We start from the raw sequence: 18046 nt of genomic DNA on the forward strand, positions 1-18046 counted from the left end.
CGACCCGCTACGACAAAACCGCCGAGTCCTACCAGGCAGCCGTAACCCTCGCCTCGCTGCTGATGTGGGCGTGACACTTTGACGACAACTCCTAGTCCCGGTGAGCTTGTCCTGCACGGTCGAGCGTGCCATAGCGAAGCGCGGTCCGAGCTCAGCGGTGAGCTTCACGATCTCCTGCACGCTCGGTTTCCCGACCATGAGCTGAAGCTCTTTCAGATCCGCAGCGAGTTCAGCTCGCGGGCTATCACTGGCCAAGTGTCCCCCTCGCGGCCGCCATCCGGTTTCATCCGGTTTCATCCGGGCGTTGCGGCCAAGGATAGGCTGACGTTCTGGACGGTGTCAGCCACTACCGGAAGCATCCGAGAAGATCGCCGGATGCCCGGTGCCTGCGGGCTCATGGAGTCAGCGCCTGGAAGGCCCGGCGCTGACTCCCTTCCGGAGGTACTTGTGCACTCCCTTCTCCACGCAGGCATGTCGGCCGCCCTGGCCAGCGGCATGGTCTTTGTCGGCACTCTCGCGGTCGTCGCGCTCGCGGCCGTCTTCGCTCCCACGCCGACCCGTCGCAGCGACGCCCGCAAGGTCTTGGAGCTCCTGGTTCGCCGTGCAAGGTAGCGAGCGGGGCGTGTTGCCTATAGAGCAGCGTCCTCGTCGGGCGTGGCGGGCGCGTTGAAGGGTGCGGTGTGCGGGGGTTGTGTCTACGTCGGCGTTCGATGTGGCCGCCACCTACAGTTCTGGCTACGGGCGGGGCGAGTACGGGGCGGTGCGGTTTGGCGCGTGTGGTGGGAGTGCACGGCAATGGCAAGTAACTCCTGGGGGAGCTTTCCCTCTTGAAGGAGTGGCAGCCTGCCCTTGCCGACGGGTTGCGCCGCGCCTGGGCGGACGCGGCTGTGCCGGAGCCGGACATGGCGATGGCGTTCGATGGGGATCTGTTCCGTCCGGCCGGGGAGCCGCTCGCCGTGGGGGATCCGGTCTTCGGCGCCGCCGATGTCGAGGAGGGCTTCGAACGAGAGCTGCTTCTTGAGTGGTGGCGCGCGGCATCTGAAACCGATCCGGCGGTGGCGCGTCCCGGGGCGGACACGCTCGCGGCGACGCCGCGGTCAGTGCAGGCGGCGCTGCGGGCGCTGTCGGGGTCTCGGTTCTTCGCGGGCATCGCGCTGCGGGCCATGGTGTTCGACCTCAAACAGGTGCACCGGTACCTCGTGGACACCAACGTACGGGCGCGCGCCCGTGGCCGGGTGCTGGAGGCAATCGGGGGCGACACTCGCGTGGTGGTGGCCCATTCGCTGGGGTCGGTGGTGGCGTACGAGGCGCTGTGCGCGCGACCCGGGCACGGGTGCGGGCGCTGGTCACGATCGGTTCGCCTTTCGGCATTCCGAACGTGATCCTGCACGGGTTGGAGCCAGCACTCGGGTTGGGTGGTGCGGTGCGGGCTGTGGGGCCGGATCGGACGTGGACGAACATTGCCGACGACGGTGATGTGGTGGCGCTGGCAAAGGACTTGCGGCCGGCGTTCGGTGAGTCGGTCCGTTCGGTCAGGGTGCACAACGGTCCGCACGCGCACGATGCGACGGCGTACCTGACGGACGCCGTGTGTGGCGGGCGATCGCGGCGGGGCTGGCGTGAGCGGTTCGTCGCGCGATGGCGGCGCGGGGGATAACGGCCCCCCCTCGCCGGTTCCTGATCGCCACAGCCATCGCCCACTACTCCAAATCCCCGGAGTGGAACCGGCCGTCGCTGGTCGAGGCCCGCGACCAGATCATCGAGCTGTTCACCGGAGAGCTGGGCTACCGGCACGAGACCGACCTCGGCCTGAACCCCACCAAGGCCCAACTCACCGATCAGCTACGGGCGTTCTCCAAGTCCCCAGATCGCCGTGAGGATGATCTGCTAGCCGTCTGCATCTCCGGGCACGGCGAAGTTCTCGACGGCGACGAGCATGTGCTGTTGACCGCCGACACCGATCCCGCTGACATCGACTACACCCCAGGATCAGAAACAACTTCTGTCCGGCGCAGCGGGTTCCACCCCGCGTAACGGGGTGGAACCTCTGGAACGTCAGGCCACGGTCGCCATGGCGGGGGACGGCTTCGCCGCTGAACGTCGTTGGCGGTCGTTCAGAGCTGCGGGGGTCTCATCGTCGAGCGGGGTGTCGGTGTCCGTGACGAGGGCGATCAGTGACGTGCGGGCTCGGGCCACGCGTGAGCGGACGGTGCCGATCGGGCAGCCCATGGCCTCGGCTGCCTCGGCGTAGGGAAGCCCGAGGAGCTGGGTGATGACGAACGCCTTTCGCCGTTCGTCCGGGATGGTCGCCAGGAGTTCGGCGAGGCTATGCCGTCCACGGGGCTGGGACTGTTCGGCCACCGCCTGCCAGTCGTCCCTGCCCGACAGCCTGGGACGTGCGGCCGCGTGGCGCAGGCGGTCCACGACCGTGCGTCTCGCGATGGAGAGCAGCCACGTCCGTGCCTATGAACGGCTGCCCCGCCCCCACCACACCCAAACCGCCCCCCTCGGGCCTTCGAAGCCGCGGGTGGGCTGCAATGGTGTGAGCCAGCGTGCGGAGCAGCGGATCACCGCTCACTCCTGTGTCCAGCACCTGACGCATCTGCGCCCACCTTGCGGCTCGCTGCGTCTTCGGACCGGTGTCCAGAAGGTTGTCCCCGTGGTGCATCACGGCTGTCGCCGCGACCACATGGGGCAGCATCGGCCGCGGTAGCAGCAGCTGAGCTGCCAGGTACGAGGTACGACGGAAGCGCGACACCAGCCGGCGCTGAGCGTCGTAGTCCCTTCGCAACTCCGGTTCCCGGATCCCCGCTGCGTCCAGGCTCTTTTTCCACGCGCTCGTGCCTCGATCGTATGTGTGCCCTCGTGAACACCATGGAGGCAGCTGCTGGGGTTTACAGATCGGTTTCTCACGATCTTTCATCCCGGAATGGGTGCTTGATCCCGTGGAAGGGGGCCCCGCTGTGCCGGGCCCCCTTCTTCTGATAACGGGACAGCATGTGAACGTTCGACCTCAGGGGCGGAGTGCCCGCATCACGCCGGGTCGAGAGCCCCCGGCTGCCGCGGTCCTGCCGCCTGGCCGACGATGCGCGGATCGATGGGGCGGCCGACGAAGACCGGGGCATCCGACTGGTAGAAGATGTCGATGTCGGCCTCCTCACCGCCGACGATCAGCGTGTCCCAGGCGCCGCTCTCCTGCAAGGCCCGCAGGGTCGACGGAGCGAGGGTGGACAGGTGGCTGCGCAGTTCCTCGTCGCTGGGCATTCCGGGGAGGCGGGGGGCGAGGCGCTCGCGGATCGCGCGCATCCGGTCCAGCAAGAGGTCCAGATCGGACCGCCCGGCGTCGGGTTCGGCAACGACCCGGTCCCCTTCCAGGCTGTCGGCGATGATGTCCTTGATGGCGCGGGTCACGCCTCGTTCGTCGGTGGTGACCATGGCGTTCCAGGCCCGGCTCTTGTGCCGGTACTGGAGCATGGACATTGCCGCCTCGTGCCGGATGAAGTCGGCGTCGCGCAGCGGACGGCCCTGCCAGACCCGGCTGAGGGAGCGGGAGAGGGAAACAGCCGAGGCGAGGCCACTGTTGAGGCCCCGCCCCGGCCAGAAGTGGATGGCGTTGGCCGCGTCGCCCAGCAGGAAGCCGTAGGTTCCGGGGCTCGTGGCGGTAGGGCGGCTGAGCTGGGCCGTGAACCGGGGGCGCTGCACCATGTCCAGCCGGAACGAGGTGATGGCGCTGAGATCGTCCGCGGCGACGCCGAACAGCCTCAGGCCCTCCTGGATCTGCTTCCACAGCGGCGAGCTGCGCAGCAGGGCGGGCAGGAACAGGGTCCCATGGGTCGGGCAGACGAACTCGTTGTCCTCGTGCCGGCTCATCAGGCAGGGCCGGGCCGCCACGCACTCCTCGAAGACCTGCCGGACCGGGTCGATGCCGATCACGTTGCCGGCCTCCTCGCGGGTCAGCCTCATGTTGAGGAACCCCTCGCCACGCAGCGAGTTGAGCAGGAACCGGTTCTGCGCCACGGTCAGCAGGACGCTCATGGGGTCCGAGAGCTGGGACTTGACCCGCAGTCCCAGCACCAGGTCCTGAAGGTGCTCCCCGTCGAGGGAGTAGATCGTGGAGTCGGCCGCGCCGAAACGGTCCCCGAAGTGCTCTCGGGTGCGCGACCGGCCGCCCTCGCTGATCACCAGGACATGTTCCTGGGAGAGCCGGTGCTGCTGCTCCGAGGGATCGAATCGCTTCGGCACCAGGCGGATCGCGGACTTGGCGTTGGCCAGTTCCAGCAGTTTGTCCTCGATGTAGGCGATCCGGATGTTGCGGGGCGGGCGGCCGTCCACGGAGTCCGGTCCCAGGGGCCACATCTCGGAGAATCCGCCCGCGTCGAACAGCGCCGACTGCATCTCCTCGGTGAGGGCGAGGTACTGACGGCTCTGGACGGTGACGACCTGCTGGCGGCGGACGTTGCCCTGGGTCTCGTCCTTCCAGACCACGGTGGAGCCGTTTCTGATCCACCGGCCGTCGTAGACGGTGATGGACGCCTTCCCCGGCAGGGCGTTCTCCAGCAGCAGGGCGAAGGCAAGGCCGACCGGGCCTCCTCCGGTCACCGTGACCCGCAGCTCGCCCGGGTTCGCCGAGGCATTGGCGCGGGGCAGGTCGAGCTGGGAGAGGTCCATGACCGTCTCCACGGCCTCCTGCGTCTCGAACAGGAAGGTCTCGTCGCCGATGCGTATGGAGTCGCCGGGCACGAGCACGTGACGGGTGACGCGCTGGTCGTTGACGAAGGTTCCGTTCTTGCTGCGGTCGTAGAGGACGAACGCGCCGTCCTCCGTCACGATCTCGGTGTGCAGACGGGAGGCGCTGACGCTGACGATGATCACGTCGTTGTCGCTCTTGCGTCCGAATCGCAGCGGAGCGCTGCCCAGGACCACGCTCTGACCGGCGAAGGGACCCGTGCGTCCCACGATGACCGACGACACAGAAACTCCTTGCGAAAGTCTCGGGTGCGGGTAGAGGAACCGCACCCTCCGGTTGGTCCGCCACGAGGGTGAGAGTCGTACGTCACTCCCACAAAACTCCGGTCCAGCGAGGCTCACTTGACCGGTCATGTCCGAGTCGGCCCGGCAGTGGTCCAACTCGTACTGGTTGCAGTATGGCCGATGCGCGGGAATGGCTCGGCTGCGCGGCGCCGACCTTGACGCCTGGTTGACTAGCCGCCCGTCGTCGAGGCACATGTCACCGAGAACGGCACAGAGTTGGACACCGCCTCGAACGGTGAGCGGATCTCCACGGCCATCCGGCTGCGGAGCGTTCCGGTCTGCGCATACGTCGACAGCCGCACCGTCTCCTTATGGGTGCGGGGGCCGCCTTCCGGGAAGGCCAGCGTCCGCCACTGCCGGTCGATCACGGACCCGTTCGTCGAGACCCACCGGTACGAGAACTGGAAGGGCAACTCGGACACCGTGAAGGTCGCGGTGAACCAGGGAGCCTGCGAGTCCGCCGGGGGGCAGTCTCCGACGTACGTGGTCGCGCCCCCGGTCACGGTGACCGAGACGGGCTGCTCGGCGGTGTGATCCGACCCGCTGCTCGCCGCACCGGAGGCAGTGGCCTGCGCCTGCCCCGTGGGCGAACCAGTGCCCTTGCGACCCTCACCGTCGCCGCCGCCGAGCACATAGCCCAGACCGCCTACGAGCAGCGCGAGCACGACAGCCCCCGCCGCGGTCAGGTACCCGACGCGCCGTCTCCGCCTCGTGGGGCGGTGACCGGACGCTTCGGCGCCCTCGATCTCGAGCGCCCCCGGCGAGGCGAGCACCGCAGAAACGGCCGTGGGTTCGGGCCCTGATACCGGGCCTGCCAGTTCGGTGGGCGGCTCGGCGATGCCCGAAGACGAGGCGGCCCCCGGCGCGGGACGCGGCGGGGCGGGAGAAGCGGGGACGCCGGGGACGGCGGGGCTGGCCGCGGTGGGCGGGGAGGCGGCGTCGACGGATGAGCGGGCCGCCGCGGCGGCCGTCTCGGCGGTGGCCGCAGGTACGGCACCGGGAAGCGGGGGCTGTGCCTGGGCGATGGGGGCGTTGGGGTATGCCGCGGCCGTGGGTACGTCGACCGTGGCCGTCGTCCCCGCTTCCGGTGGGGCGGGGGCGGAGACGGTGTTCGCCGGCGCCCCGGAAGCCGCAGGTTCCTGTGCTGTGGGGACGTCGACTGTCGCCGCCATGTCCCTGGCGTCCGTAACGTCTTCCGGGACAGGCGATGACGCCAACACGGTCGGCGCCCCGACCGTGGCCGTGACCGTAGCTGCGGTCTCCCCGAGCGGGGACTCGGCGGTGGGCAGCTCTTCAGTGGCCGCTGCGGGCAGCGGGGCGGACGGCGTGGCCGTGTCGGCGCCTGATGTGCCGTCAGCACCAGCCAGGCGCAGCTCCTGCTCGGCCTGTTCGGCCGACATCCGATCGTCGGGGTCCTTACGCATCAGGCCTTCGATGACGGACGCGAGGGGCCCGGCCCGATGCGGCGGGGGCAACTCGTCGTCGACGACGGCGCGCAGAGTGCCCAGTGGGGTGGTTCGGCGGAAGGGCGAACGGCCCTGGACGGCCGTGTAGAGCAACGCTCCGAGGGACCACAGGTCCGACGCGGGGCCGGGGTTCTGGCCCAGTGCCCGCTCCGGCGCCAGATACTCGGGAGAGCCGACGACCTCGCCGGTCATCGTCAGCGCGGAATCCCCCTCAACGGTGGCGATGCCGAAGTCGGTGAGCACCACCCTGCCGTCGTCTGCGAGCAGGACGTTGGCGGGTTTCACGTCGCGGTGCAGCACTCCGGCGCCATGCGCCGCCCGCAGCGCGGCCAGCACCTCGGCACCTATGCGCGCGGCCTCCCGCGGCGTGAGGGCACCCTGGGAGCCGATCACGTCGGCCAGCGACCGGCCGCGGACGAACTCCATGACGATCCAGGGTCGGCCGTCGTCGGTGGCGACGTCGTGGACGGTCACCACACCGCGAGCACTGATGCGCGCCGCCGCCCAGGCCTCCCGCTCCAAGCGAGCGTACATCCGCTCGACCTGCGCTACGGCCAGTCCGACGGGAGCGCGTACCTCCTTGACGGCGACCTCGCGGTGCAGTACCTCGTCGCGGGCGCGCCACACGGTGCCCATACCGCCCTCGCCGAGAACGGACAGCAAGCGGTAGCGACCGGCGACCAGCCGTTCGGCACCCGCGTCCGGCGACGCTGTGTTCTGTTGTGGCATGAGGGCCGTACTCCTTGTCCTTTGCGAACGGCCGAGGAGTGGCGACGCCCCCGTCCGATCCGTTGCCTGCCGGGGCGGGGTCCCTGCGGTTCGGCCACGGCCGGACGTCCCGCCGGACTTCGCCTCCAACACCGGTGTACGGCGCGGAAGAACCGGCGACGCACCACGCCGCTGACCGAGAAGGACTCAGCCCCTGGACAGTATGATCAAACGCCTGATGTTCGTGAAGTGCGGACCTGGGTAAGCGCTCGTCTTGGCGCTCGCTGTAGGGAAGTTGTGACGTCGCGGTGGTCATAACGTCGACTTTCTTTTCGAGGCCCCTGGCAGGTTCGAATGCAGCGGTCGATGCCGCGGGAGCGTGTCCGAGCAGCAGGCTCGGTGACCGTGATGGCGAGGAGCAGCAGCGCGGCGACCACCAGGCGCCAAGGCGGCCAAGGCGGCCAAGGCGCAGCCGACCTGCCCGGAGACATTGAGGACACACCTCGTCGTCCCCTCCGAGTCGGTGGTCCGCGTGCCAGCCGGTACGTCCGACATCGAGGCCGCCACACTGCCGATGATCCTCCTGACGGCCCGTAATGGCGCTGGACCTGCTGGAGTTTCCTGCCGGTGCCACCGTGGCGGTCAGCGGAACGGCCGGTGCGGTCGGCGGCTACGTCGTCCGACTGGCCAAGGCGGACGGGTACCGAGTGATCGCCGACGCGGCACCGAAGGACGAGCCGTTGGTCAAGGACCTCGGCGCCGACGTCGTACTGCCCCGCGGTACCGAGTTCCCGGAGCTGGACGCAAGGAGGCGCCCAGCGGTGTGGAGGGACTCCTCGACACCGCGGGAGTCGCCGAAATCGCATCCCGCGCGGTACGCGACGGCCGGATGGCATCGTCGGTCCACCGCACCAGGTGTCCGCTGGACGCGACATCGTGACCCGGACGGCTTTCGTACCGCACCACGCACGCGGCGGCAGCGCCGCCTGTCCGGCGTGGACGAAATGGTGCTCTCCCTGTCAGCGAAGGGCCTCCCCCACGGGGAGATCTCCGCGCATCTGGCCGAGGTCTACGGGGCGGAGGTGTCCAAGCAGACCATCTCCACGATCACCGACAAGGTGGTGGAGGGAATGGCGGAATGGCAGAACCGGCCGCTCGACCGTGCTTGAGTTCTATCGGTGATGGCGCCTGATGCATCCCTCGGCTGATACACGCGAGGGACGCCCCTCACCAGGTGTCCACGAATCCCCCACGGCCTGCCTCCGCGGCAGCCGCCCGGTGCCCGTCCAGAGCGGCCAGCACCCACTCCCGGGAAGCGGCCGGGTCGATCACCGCGTCGATCTCCAGTGCGGCAGCGGCGTTCACTGCTTTGCCGTGCTCGTACAACTCGGCGACGCGCTCCTCGAACGCTTGCTGCCGTGCCTCCGCGTCCTCGATCGCGGCGAGCTCCTTGCGGTAACCGAGGCGCACCGCGCCTTCCAGTCCCATGCCGCCCAGCTCGCCGCTCGGCCAGGAGGCAGTGGCCAGCGGGACGCGGGTCGAACCGCCCATCATGGCCATCGCACCGAGCCCGTACGCCTTCCGGAGAATGAGCGACACCAGCGGTACGCGTAGATGGGCGCCGGCCAAGAAGAGCCCGGCGAAGTGGCGTACCGTCGCGGTCCGCTCGGCATCGGGTCCCACCATGAAACCGGGCGTATCACAGAATGAGACGATCGGCAGCCCGAAGGCGTCACAGAGCTTCAGGAAGCGGGCTGCCTTGTCGGCGGCGTCCCGGTCGATCGCCCCGCCGAGATGGCCCGGGTTGCTGGCGAGGAGCCCCATCGGGCGCCCTTCGACCCGGATCAGTGCCGTGATGACCCCGATGCCGAAACCCTGCCGCAGCTCCAGCACCGAACCAATGTCCGCGAAGCCCTCCACGACGTGCCGGATGTCGTAGGCGCGGCGCCGGTTCTCGGGCACGGCATGGCGAAGCAGCCGCGGATCCGGGGCCTGCCAACTCTCCTGTGTCCCACGGAAGTAGGACAGATATGTTCGGGCCACACGCACCGCCTCCGCCTCGTCCGCGACGGCGACGTCCACCACGCCATTGGGTACCTGGACCGACAACGGGCCGACTTCCTCGGGCGTGTACACGCCGAGACCGCCGCCCTCGATCATCGCGGGACCGCCCATGCCGATGGTTGCCTCCGGCGTCGCGATCACCACGTCGCAGCAGCCCAGCAGCGCCGCGTTGCCCGCGAAGCAGCGGCCCGACGCAATGCCGAGCAGCGGCACCGAGCCGCTCAGTCGCGCCATCTGATGGAACGTCATCACATCTAGACCTGCCACGGACGTGGTGTCCGTGTCACCGGGGCGGCCACCGCCGCCCTCGGCGAAAAGCACCACGGGGAGCCGCCGCTCGGCCGCAAGCTTCAGCATCCGGTCGGTCTTGCGGTGGTTCTGCAGCCCCTGGGTGCCCGCGAGGACCGTGTAGTCGTACGACATGGCGACGACCGGGGATCCGGCGATCCTCCCCGTGCCGGTCACCATGCCGTCGGCCGGGGTCGAGACGATCAGGTCCTGCAGTGAGCGCCGTTGGCGCTGTGCCGCGACGGCCAGTGCCCCGAACTCGGTGAAACTGCCCTCGTCGCACAGATCGGCGATGTTCTCGCGGGCCGTACGCCGGCCGATCCGGTGCCGCTTGGCGACCGCCTCGGGTCGGTGGTCGTCCGATGTGAGGGCGTGCCGCGCCCGTACCTCCGCGAGATCGCGGCGTACGGCGTCGAGATCCACGGCCGCGGCGTCCGCCTCCACGGTCCCGGTGCCGTCCGCGGGATCCAGCAGAACCAGCGGCTTTCCTTGGGAGACGGTGTCGCCCACCGCCACGAGCACGGCGCGTACCGTTCCGGCCCTCTCGGCACGTATGACGTGCTCCATCTTCATCGCTTCGACCACGAGCAGCTGTCGGCCGGCGCCGACCGGCTGCCCTGCCGTCGCGGCGATGGAGACGACCGTGCCGCTCATCGGTGCCGCCACCGTGCCGTCGGCACCGGTCACGGCATCCGACGTCGCGGACGGCCCTTCGGACAGCCCTTCGATCTGCCCGCCGACCAGTTGTTCGGTCAACTGCTCGACAAAGCCGGTGTCCGTGCCGCCCGCGACGAACTCCGGATCCCGAAGCACCGCGTTCAACAGCGGGATCCCGGTCCGTACGCCCTCGACGACGAACTCACCGAGGGCCCGCCGCGCCCGCTCGCAGGCCGCCGCGAAAGCCGAGCCCTCCGGGACCCGGGCGATCACCTTCGCGAGCAGCGGGTCATAGCGCGTGCCGGTGGTGTCCCCGGTCCGCGTCGCCGTGTCCACGCGCACGCCAGGGCCCGTCGGCACCTCGAACCGGTTCAGTGCGCCCGGCTCCTCGGCGTACACGCGTGCCTGGACGGCGAAACCGCGCGGCGGCGCCGGCGTCCCGCCCAGGCCCAGCGAGGCCAGCGTCCGACCGGCCGACAGGTGGAGTTGCAGGGCGACCAGATCGAAACCCGTCACCTCCTCGGTGACCGTATGCTCCACCTGGAGGCGCGGGTTGGCTTCGATGAAGTGGAACTCCTCGCCGTTGACGAGGAATTCGAAGGTGCCGAGCCCGGTGTAGCGGGTCTCGCGCGCCATCCGGAGGGCGCTGTCGAGCAGCCGATCGCGCACCGTCGCACACAAGGCTGGGGCCGGGGCGGTCTCGATCAGCTTCTGGTGGCGCTGCTGGGCGCTGCAGTCGCGCTCCCAGAGATGTGTGACGGTGCCGGTCGTGTCGCCGAGCACCTGCACCTCGATGTGGCGGGCGCCCGCCAGCAGCCGCTCCACGTACAACTCGCCGCGTCCGAAGCCCTGCTCGGCCTCCGACCGGCAGCGTTCCCAGGCCTCCTCCAGCTCGTCGGCGCCCCGGACCGCCCGTATTCCGCGCCCGCCGCCTCCGCCGACGGCCTTGACCATCACGGCACCACCGGGCCCGAGGCCGGTCAGGAACTCCCGTGCCTCCGCCAGACTCGTCGGCCCGTCGGTCCCGGCGAGCACCGGCACCCTGAGCCGTTGCGCCAGCGCCCTGGCGCGGCTCTTGTCGCCGAAGAGGGCGATCACCTCCGGGTCGGGGCCGACGAACACGATGCCCTCGCCCGCGCAGCGCGCCGCGAAGTCCGCGTCCTCGCTGAGGAAGCCGTAGCCGGGGTGCAGCAGCCCGCACCCGGCTTTCCGGGCCGCTGCCAGCACCGCGCCGCCGTCCAGATACGCGGCCGACCCCGTGCCGGGCAGCGGATGCGCCTCGTCGGCGAGACGCACATGGGCCGCTTGCACGTCGTCCTCGGCGTACACGGCCACCGTCCGCATCCCCGCTTCCGCCGCGGCCCGCAGCACCCGTACGGCGATCTCCCCGCGATTGGCGACCAATACGGCGTCAGAACCCATGAGTCCTCCAGCAAATCCGACACGAGACGGCGCCGCCATGCTCATTGACATTGGCGTCAACGTCAATAAGCTCGCCGCGTGGCACGCAGACAACAGCCCTGGGCGACCAGAACCGCACGCGACCGCACCGACGCACCGGCGCGCACCCAGCTCCTCGACGCCGCGGAGTCGGTCTTCGCGCGCCGCGGCTACGGGCTCGCGACCATCGCCGACATCACGGCCGAGGCCGAGTTCTCACGGGCGAGCTTCTACGTCTACTTCGCCTCGAAGGAGGAGATCTTCCGCGTGCTGGCGGTCCGCGTACGGGACGCGTTCCTCGCCGCCCAGGACGTGCCGGGCGTCGACCTGGACAACGCCGCCGCGGTCGCCGAGGCGTCCACGGCCGCCTTCATCTCCGCCTACGCCCGGCACCTGCCACTGCTGCGGCTGCTCGAGCAACAGGCGCAGACCGACGGTGACGTCAGGGAGTTGTGGGATGAGATCCAGGAACGCCCCGTCCACCGTGCCGCCCGCTACATCCGCAGGCTCAGCGCCGACGGCCGGCTCGCCCCCGTCGCCGATCCGCTTTCCGTCGCCCGTGCCGTGGGCGGTATGAGCATCCAGTTCGCCCGTCTCGTCGCCCAGCGACCGAAGGAGTACGACGCCGCCGTCCGCGATGTCACGGCCATGTATCTGCACCTGCTCGGAACAGGAACTGCACGATGCGAACCAGCCGGACCGAGGAGTACCTGAACGACCTGCGCGCCCGTCAGGGGCAATCGGAGACGGTGACCCATCGCGCGGGCGAACTTGAGCCGAGGGCCGCGCGGTCGACGACGAACTGTTGGCCCATGTCTCCCCGGCCCACTCGGAGAACGTGAATTTCTTCGGCACGATTTCCGTGGAAGTCGACACCGAACTCGCCAAGCTCGACCCGGCTACCGCCCGCTGCGGCCCCGCCGCCCGGACCGGTCCTGAGCGCCCACTGATCACCTCCGTCCGAAGGAGCCGGGTAACCCTCTGACACCAGTTGCGGCTGAGTCCTCGTACCCGGCGCAACGCCCCCTACCGGGGCTGACCGCCCCCGTTGTCCTCGAACAGGTCTCGGGTGCGGCGCAGCAGCGCCTCCCGTACCCGGTCCGGTGACAGGACCCGTAGCGTGGTGCCCAGGCTGAGGAGGTATGTGGCGAGCTGGTCGGCGTCGTTGCCGCCGATTTCGACGATGGTGGCATCGGGGCCGTCCGGGTGATGGGTGCCGATCGTCGGCGGGACCAGCCGTAGCGCCTGGTCCATGGGGTGCGGTAGCCGGACTGTCACATAGAGCGGGTACACGACGCCCGCGATGCCTCGGGAGACGAGGAGCGCCGGGTCGGGCGGGTCGACGAGTTCGACCGTATATCCGGTCGGCTGTACTTGTACCACCCGGTCGGCCCGGAACGTCCGCCACTGGTTCCGGGCCACGTCCCGGGCAACGAAGTACCAGCGGAGGCCCGTGTGTACCAGGCGGTAGGGGTCGACGTCCCGGACAGTGGCCTTCCCCGCATGGTCTCGGTACGACAGACGGGTGCGCTCACCACGGCGGCAAGCGGCGGCCAGTTCCAGCAGCATGCCGGGCGAGATCTGACGGCCCTCGGGCCTGGGAGTGTGTGCGAAGGTGGCGTCCATCTCGCCCAGCCGGTCCGCGATCCGAGGCGGTAGGACCTGCCGTAGTTTCGACAGCGCCGACAGCGCGGCCTGGTCGCCACCCAGGACGCCGCTCAGCGCGGCCTCTCGCAGTGCGACGGCCACGGCGAGCGCCTCCTCGTCGTCGAGGAGCAGCGGCGGCACCCGGGTGCCGCCGCTGAGGCGGTAGCCGCCCCACGGCCCGGGGTCGGACTCGATGCCATAGCCGAGTTCCCGCAGCCGGGCGATGTCCCGTCGGACCGTGCGGTCAGTGATCGCCATCCGCTCAGCCAGCTCGCGGCAGGTCCACGTCGGCCGTGTGGACAGCAACGAGACCAGTCGCAGTAGGCGGGCGGATGTGCTGATCACATCCCGAAGTGTCCCCGATGACCAGGACCGGAACTGTCCTGGTCCCGTCATAGCGTCTCCCCCATGAGTACCGAACCCACATCCGCACCCGCGATCCGCTTGCTGTCCGTCGACTTCGACTGCTCGGACCCCGCCGAGCTGGCCCGCTTCTACGGCAACGCGCTTGGCCTGCCCGTCGTCTACTCCAGCGACGACTTCATCCTGCTCGGCCGGGAGGGTTCACCCGGACTGGGCTTCATCCGGGTGGCCGACTACCGGCGTCCGACCTGGCCGGACCCGACCCAGGGTAAGCAGGCTCACATCGAACTGGGCGTCGACGAGCTGGACGCCGCCCAGGCGCGGATGCTGGCACTGGGCGCCGTGGAGCCCCCGTTTCAACCACACCCCGATCAGCGGAGGGTCTTGCTGGACCCCGCAGGCCACCCGTTCTGCATCTCCACGATGGGCTGAGACCATCGGCCGACCGATGTCTACGACCGCGCACCCACGCAGGGTGACGAACTCACCGTCATCCTCATACAGCTGTGAAGAGGCCGCGCGACTTCGCGAGTTGTGAGATCTATCTGATCAGCCCAGGGGGTGAGCGCGGCCGCGATGTGGACGGGGCTGTCCAGGAAGGCAGAGAGCCAGCCGCAGGCGGCGGTGCCCCAGCGGTCCAGCGACTGCGGTGGCCTGCTCTGCGTGATGTGAGCAGGGGGATCAGGGCCCATCAGAACGGCGTACACGGAAAACGCGGAGAGGGTGAAGGCCGCTTGCCAGGAGCCCGAAGGGGCGGCTGCGGGGCACCGAAGTACGGGCGCCCGGGGGGGCCACGGGGCGGACGGCGCCCTGGGAGGTGGGCAGTGCCTGCTGTGGCCGGGCTCCTGGCTAGTCGGCGATGATGCCGCGGGCGCGGAGGGTGTCCTGCAACTCCGGGTCCAGGAACTCTGAGCCGAGTACCCGGCGGAGGTTCGGGAGCAGTTCCAGGTCATCGAGTGAGGCGACGTCGTACAGGTCGTCCTCGCCGTCCCAGATCGGCGAGCACTCCGTGTACACCTGGTTTCCGCCGTCCATGACCAGCTCTTCGACGGTGGCCAGGAGTTCGTCGCTGATCTCCAGCGACTCGAAGTGGCTGCGGGCCTCCGGCACCACCTTGTACGCCAGCCCGTGCTGGTAGGCGTACTCCCAGGGATCGTCGCCGAGCCCCTTCTCCTGTAGGAGGTCGTCGAGGTGAAACCGAGGCGTCAGCGTCTCGTCGGTGTACATCAGCTGCTCGACGACGATGAGCTTGAAGTTGAAGTCCTTGAATTCGGCCATGGGGGCAACCTAGATCACAGCACTGACACGAGCGCCGCCTCGGTCCGCTCATGACCTGCCGGGTACTCCTTACCCGCCCGATCTTCCCGGCCCACAGCTCGGCCTCCACGAACGCCCGACGTTCGTACTGCTCAACCAGCTCAGCGAGGTGTACGCGCGAACTTCCGACGACCAACCGCTTGCCATCGAGCTCGGGCTCGACCGTGATCGATGATGAGTCCGGGACCACAGCAGACCACCTCGCGCTGTCCCAGGTCACGGCCCGCACAGGTCGCACAGGTCGCACAGCTCCGGCTGAGCCCCCTCCCCACCGCCGTCCTCCGGCCCACGCTCCGTCACCACACCTGTCTAACGCGCGGCACCTTCAACAGGCGGCAGACGCCCCAGGATCAGACCCGGCGCAGCGGGTTCCACCCCGCGTAACGGGGCGGAACCTCTGGAACGTCAGGCCACGGTCGCCATGGCGGGGGACGGCTTCGCCGCTGAACGTCGTGGAGCTGCGGGGGTCTCATCGTCGACTGAGGTGTCGGTGCCCGTCAGGAGGGCGATCAGTGACGTGCGGGCTCGGCCACACGTGAGCGGACGGTGCCGATCGGGCAGCCCATGGCCTCGGCCACTTCGGCGTAGGGCAGGCCCAGGAGCTGGGTGATGACGAATGCTTCTCGCCGTTCGGCGGGGATGGTCGCCAGGAGTTCGGCGAGTGCTATCCCGTCTTCAAGGCGGGTACTCTCGGCTGGGCCTGCTCGGCCACCGTCTGCCAGTCGTCCCGGTTCGACACCTTGGGGCGTGCGGCCGCGTGGCGGAGGCTGTCCACCACCGTGCGATGGAGAGCAGCCACGTCCGTGCCTACGAACGGCCTTCGAACCGGTGGAGACTGCCCAGGGCCCGGAGGACGGTCTCCTGTGTGAGGTTGTCGGCGGCCTGTACGTCGGCGCTGATGGTAGGCGGCGTAGCGCCAGATGTCGCGGTGCAAGGCGCGCACGAGTTCCTCGACGGCCCGGGGCTCGCAAACCGGGGGGTGGATTCCAGTGGTTGTCGCAACACGGCTTTGCGCACGGCATCTCGCCGACTGGTCCGATTAGGGGAATTTCGGTTTCTGGTGCAATCGTCTTTTGTTGTCGTGCCGAAACAGTGGTGACAGCCCAGCTGCGGGCTGTGCCGAACGTGAGAGCCGCGGTCGGCGGATCAGGCACTGTGGAGGTAAGGAATGTTCCGTCTCATCAAAAGCGCAGGGGTGGCGCTGGCCGTCGGTGTGGCAGTGATCGGCGGTGCCTCGTGCGCGTCGGCTGATGCCGGCGCCGAAGGCGTGGCAGCAAACTCCCCGGGAGTACTGTCGGGCAACGTCGTTCAGGCGCCGGTCCATGCCCCGGTCAACGCGTGCGGCAACTCTCTCAACACCATCGGCATGCTCAACCCGTCAGCGGGCAATGTCTGTGTCAACGGGGAATCAACCGACAGCGCGTCGGCCGGCTCATGGGCCCAGGGCGTGGCGGTGAACTCGCCGGGAGTGCTCTCGGGCAACGTCATCCAGGTGCCGGTCCATGCCCCGGTCAACGCGTGCGGCAACTCCCTCAACATCATCGGCATGCTCAACCCGTCGGCAGGCAACGTCTGCGTCAATTCCTGACGAGATTCGCGCTGGTCCGTCGTCGGTCACGGCGCCGACGACGGACCCCGGATCGATGTGGGCGTGAGCACAGTACGGGCAGCCACGGCACGGCGCCGAGCACGGACAGGAGCGACAGCAGCGGGATGCGCCACCACTCCGAGATCTGCGACGGTGGCGGAGGCTGCGCCTTGGCCACCCACGGCCGTGCGGTCTTCGACCATGCCAGGAACGCGTCACCGACCGGGACCAGGCCGAAGGCGTACCGCTTGGTCCAAGGGGTGTGGATCGGCAGGCCGGCTAGCTCGCTTACGCCTGCCAGCGCGGCGGCGAGAGGGGCGTCGCCGTGGACCTGGGCCGCGCCGATGGTGACCGCGCTCGCCGACAGGCTCACGCCGAGCGGGAGCGGGCCGGAGTCGACGTCGGCCGGGCCGTCCATGCCGTCGGGGTACTCCCGCACGGCCGGCCCGAGGCCGAGAGGCGAGGCGATGTACCGGTTGCGGAAGTGCAGGTATTGCTGACGGGCGAAGACCGGGTCGATGTCGATCAGGAAGCGCTGGATGAGGCTCTGCGAGGTGCCCCTGGCCACCTCGATCGGGGCGCCGGTGTCCGGGGCGGCCCGGTGCGGGAGCAGTCCGGTGCGCGGGTCGAGCCGCCGGCGCACCTCGCGCAGCCACCGCTGGACGGTTTCGGTGAACCGGTCGGGCAGCAGGGTGTCGTGCAGCCGCAGCGATGCAATCGCCACGGTCGAGTCGACCGGCCACGCCTGACCGGGGTACGCCTCCAGATACGGCGACCGCGAGGCGTCGAAAGCCGCGCCGAGCGCGGCCGAGTCACGAGTGAACCGCCGTACCTCGGCCGGATCGCGCTGCCCGGCCGGTTGCAGGCTCAGCACCCCGCCGCGCAGCCAGTTGCTCCAGCCGCGGTGGAAAACGCCGTACCGCGGGGTGAGGCTCGGGCTGAACGGGGCACGGCCGGACGGAGAGTCCAGCCGGTCCAGCGCCCACCGTGCCTCTTGCAGTGCCGTGGAACGCTCGCCGACCGGTTCGCGCATCCCGATCTCGACCCAGCTCAGACCGTAGAGCGCGTGCAGGAAGAAGTAGCCCTCGGGAAACATCCCCTGCGCCTCGTCGCCGGCCCCGTCGTCCAGCGCCTCACGCAGGAACGCCAGCTGCCGCCGGACCCCGGGCGGCTCGCCGTCCGTGCCCGCGGTGGCGGGCACGACCAGCCGCACCGCGCCCAGCAGGGCACAGATGCTGACCAGCAGCGCGACCAGCCGACGCGACCAGCGGAGCACACGACGCCCTGCCGACGGCGGTGAGGGACGGCCGTCGGTGCGCCCCGCCTCGGCCTCCGCGCCGGGACCGGTGTCGGCCGTTACATCTGTACCGATCTTCAACCCATGACTCCCTCGTCGTCATCTGGCAGTGCCACCGTCATGCACGACGCGAGTTCCAGCAACGAGGTTCACTCCATGTCCTGCGACAGCTGGGGGGCG

At 69.5% G+C, this 18046-nt stretch carries 12 protein-coding genes and 3 pseudogenes; 7 read left to right on the plus strand and 8 right to left on the minus strand.

Annotated features, from left to right (window positions below):
• Positions 1 to 447: 447 nt before the first annotated feature.
• The 3 genes from ACFYWI_RS34990 to ACFYWI_RS35000 all read left to right on the plus strand — a co-directional run bounded on the left by ACFYWI_RS34990 (position 448) and on the right by ACFYWI_RS35000 (position 2034).
• On the plus strand, positions 448 to 612 hold the full coding sequence (locus ACFYWI_RS34990) for a hypothetical protein (RefSeq protein ID WP_389239822.1): 165 nt from the start codon (positions 448 to 450) through the stop codon (positions 610 to 612).
• Between the two features lie 215 nt (positions 613 to 827).
• On the plus strand, positions 828 to 1382 hold the full coding sequence (locus ACFYWI_RS34995; RefSeq protein ID WP_389239823.1) for a hypothetical protein: 555 nt from the start codon (positions 828 to 830) through the stop codon (positions 1380 to 1382).
• A gap of 256 nt (positions 1383 to 1638) precedes the next feature.
• Positions 1639 to 2034: a caspase family protein gene (locus ACFYWI_RS35000; protein WP_389239824.1), complete on the plus strand. Its 396-nt coding sequence runs from the start codon at positions 1639 to 1641 to the stop codon at positions 2032 to 2034.
• 21 nt (positions 2035 to 2055) lie between these two features.
• Here the strand turns inward: ACFYWI_RS35000 and ACFYWI_RS35005 are convergent.
• The 3 genes and pseudogenes from ACFYWI_RS35005 to ACFYWI_RS35015 all read right to left on the minus strand — a co-directional run.
• Positions 2056 to 2463, minus strand: a pseudogene (locus tag ACFYWI_RS35005) (sigma factor-like helix-turn-helix DNA-binding protein); the annotation flags it as partial.
• Positions 2464 to 3033: 570 nt separating this feature from the next.
• The gene (locus tag ACFYWI_RS35010) at positions 3034 to 4971 is read right to left on the minus strand and encodes an FHA domain-containing protein (RefSeq protein WP_389239825.1); all 1938 of its coding nucleotides are present in this window, start codon (positions 4969 to 4971) and stop codon (positions 3034 to 3036) included.
• 230 nt (positions 4972 to 5201) lie between these two features.
• A complete protein-coding gene (locus ACFYWI_RS35015) occupies positions 5202 to 7226 on the minus strand; it encodes a protein kinase (RefSeq protein ID WP_389239826.1) in 2025 nt (674 codons plus the stop codon).
• A gap of 914 nt (positions 7227 to 8140) precedes the next feature.
• Between ACFYWI_RS35015 and ACFYWI_RS35020 the strand changes: the two are divergent.
• Positions 8141 to 8365 (plus strand): annotated as a pseudogene (locus ACFYWI_RS35020) (transposase); the annotation flags it as partial.
• Positions 8366 to 8432: 67 nt separating this feature from the next.
• Here ACFYWI_RS35020 and ACFYWI_RS35025 read toward each other — a convergent pair.
• Positions 8433 to 11636, minus strand: coding sequence for a carboxyl transferase domain-containing protein (locus ACFYWI_RS35025; RefSeq protein WP_389239827.1), 3204 nt, complete (start codon positions 11634 to 11636; stop codon positions 8433 to 8435).
• Between the two features lie 78 nt (positions 11637 to 11714).
• On the opposite strand from ACFYWI_RS35025, the gene ACFYWI_RS35030 reads away from it, so the two are divergent.
• Positions 11715 to 12368, plus strand: coding sequence for a TetR/AcrR family transcriptional regulator (locus tag ACFYWI_RS35030; protein ID WP_389239828.1), 654 nt, complete (start codon positions 11715 to 11717; stop codon positions 12366 to 12368).
• Positions 12369 to 12680: 312 nt separating this feature from the next.
• On the opposite strand, the gene ACFYWI_RS35035 is transcribed toward ACFYWI_RS35030, so the two are convergent.
• Complete coding sequence (locus ACFYWI_RS35035) at positions 12681 to 13646, minus strand: helix-turn-helix transcriptional regulator (RefSeq protein WP_389239829.1); 966 nt, start codon at positions 13644 to 13646, stop codon at positions 12681 to 12683.
• Between the two features lie 63 nt (positions 13647 to 13709).
• On the opposite strand from ACFYWI_RS35035, the gene ACFYWI_RS35040 reads away from it, so the two are divergent.
• On the plus strand, positions 13710 to 14096 hold the full coding sequence (locus ACFYWI_RS35040; protein ID WP_389239830.1) for a VOC family protein: 387 nt from the start codon (positions 13710 to 13712) through the stop codon (positions 14094 to 14096).
• Positions 14097 to 14513: 417 nt separating this feature from the next.
• On the opposite strand, the gene ACFYWI_RS35045 is transcribed toward ACFYWI_RS35040, so the two are convergent.
• Together ACFYWI_RS35045 and ACFYWI_RS35050 are read right to left on the minus strand one after the other, a co-directional pair.
• Positions 14514 to 14942: a DUF6892 domain-containing protein gene (locus ACFYWI_RS35045; RefSeq protein ID WP_389239831.1), complete on the minus strand. Its 429-nt coding sequence runs from the start codon at positions 14940 to 14942 to the stop codon at positions 14514 to 14516.
• A 444-nt stretch (positions 14943 to 15386) separates the two neighbouring features.
• A pseudogene (locus tag ACFYWI_RS35050) lies at positions 15387 to 15948 on the minus strand (sigma-70 family RNA polymerase sigma factor); the annotation flags it as partial.
• A 201-nt stretch (positions 15949 to 16149) separates the two neighbouring features.
• Between ACFYWI_RS35050 and ACFYWI_RS35055 the strand changes: the two are divergent.
• Positions 16150 to 16569 (plus strand): chaplin, encoded by a 420-nt coding sequence (locus ACFYWI_RS35055; protein ID WP_389239832.1) that lies wholly within the window; start codon positions 16150 to 16152, stop codon positions 16567 to 16569.
• Here the strand turns inward: ACFYWI_RS35055 and ACFYWI_RS35060 are convergent.
• Positions 16559 to 17947, minus strand: coding sequence for a hypothetical protein (locus ACFYWI_RS35060; protein WP_389239833.1), 1389 nt, complete (start codon positions 17945 to 17947; stop codon positions 16559 to 16561). The two genes, ACFYWI_RS35055 and ACFYWI_RS35060, sit on opposite strands and share 11 nt — an antisense overlap.
• Positions 17948 to 18046 lie beyond the last annotated feature (99 nt).

It is taken from the genome of Streptomyces sp. NPDC002889, from assembly GCF_042888425.1.
Classification (GTDB): Bacteria; Actinomycetota; Actinomycetes; order Streptomycetales; family Streptomycetaceae; genus Streptomyces.

Excerpts from the sequence above, each read along its gene's own strand:
- ACFYWI_RS35015 (WP_389239826.1), bottom strand. The coding sequence starts at position 7,226 with ATGCCACAACAGAACACAGCGTCGCCGGACGCGGGTGCCGAACGGCTG.
- ACFYWI_RS35025 (WP_389239827.1), bottom strand. The coding sequence starts at position 11,636 with ATGGGTTCTGACGCCGTATTGGTCGCCAATCGCGGGGAGATCGCCGTA.
- ACFYWI_RS35055 (WP_389239832.1), top strand. The coding sequence starts at position 16,150 with ATGTTCCGTCTCATCAAAAGCGCAGGGGTGGCGCTGGCCGTCGGTGTG.
- ACFYWI_RS35045 (WP_389239831.1), bottom strand. The coding sequence starts at position 14,942 with ATGGCCGAATTCAAGGACTTCAACTTCAAGCTCATCGTCGTCGAGCAG.
- ACFYWI_RS35000 (WP_389239824.1), top strand. The coding sequence starts at position 1,639 with ATGGCGGCGCGGGGGATAACGGCCCCCCCTCGCCGGTTCCTGATCGCC.
- ACFYWI_RS35040 (WP_389239830.1), top strand. The coding sequence starts at position 13,710 with ATGAGTACCGAACCCACATCCGCACCCGCGATCCGCTTGCTGTCCGTC.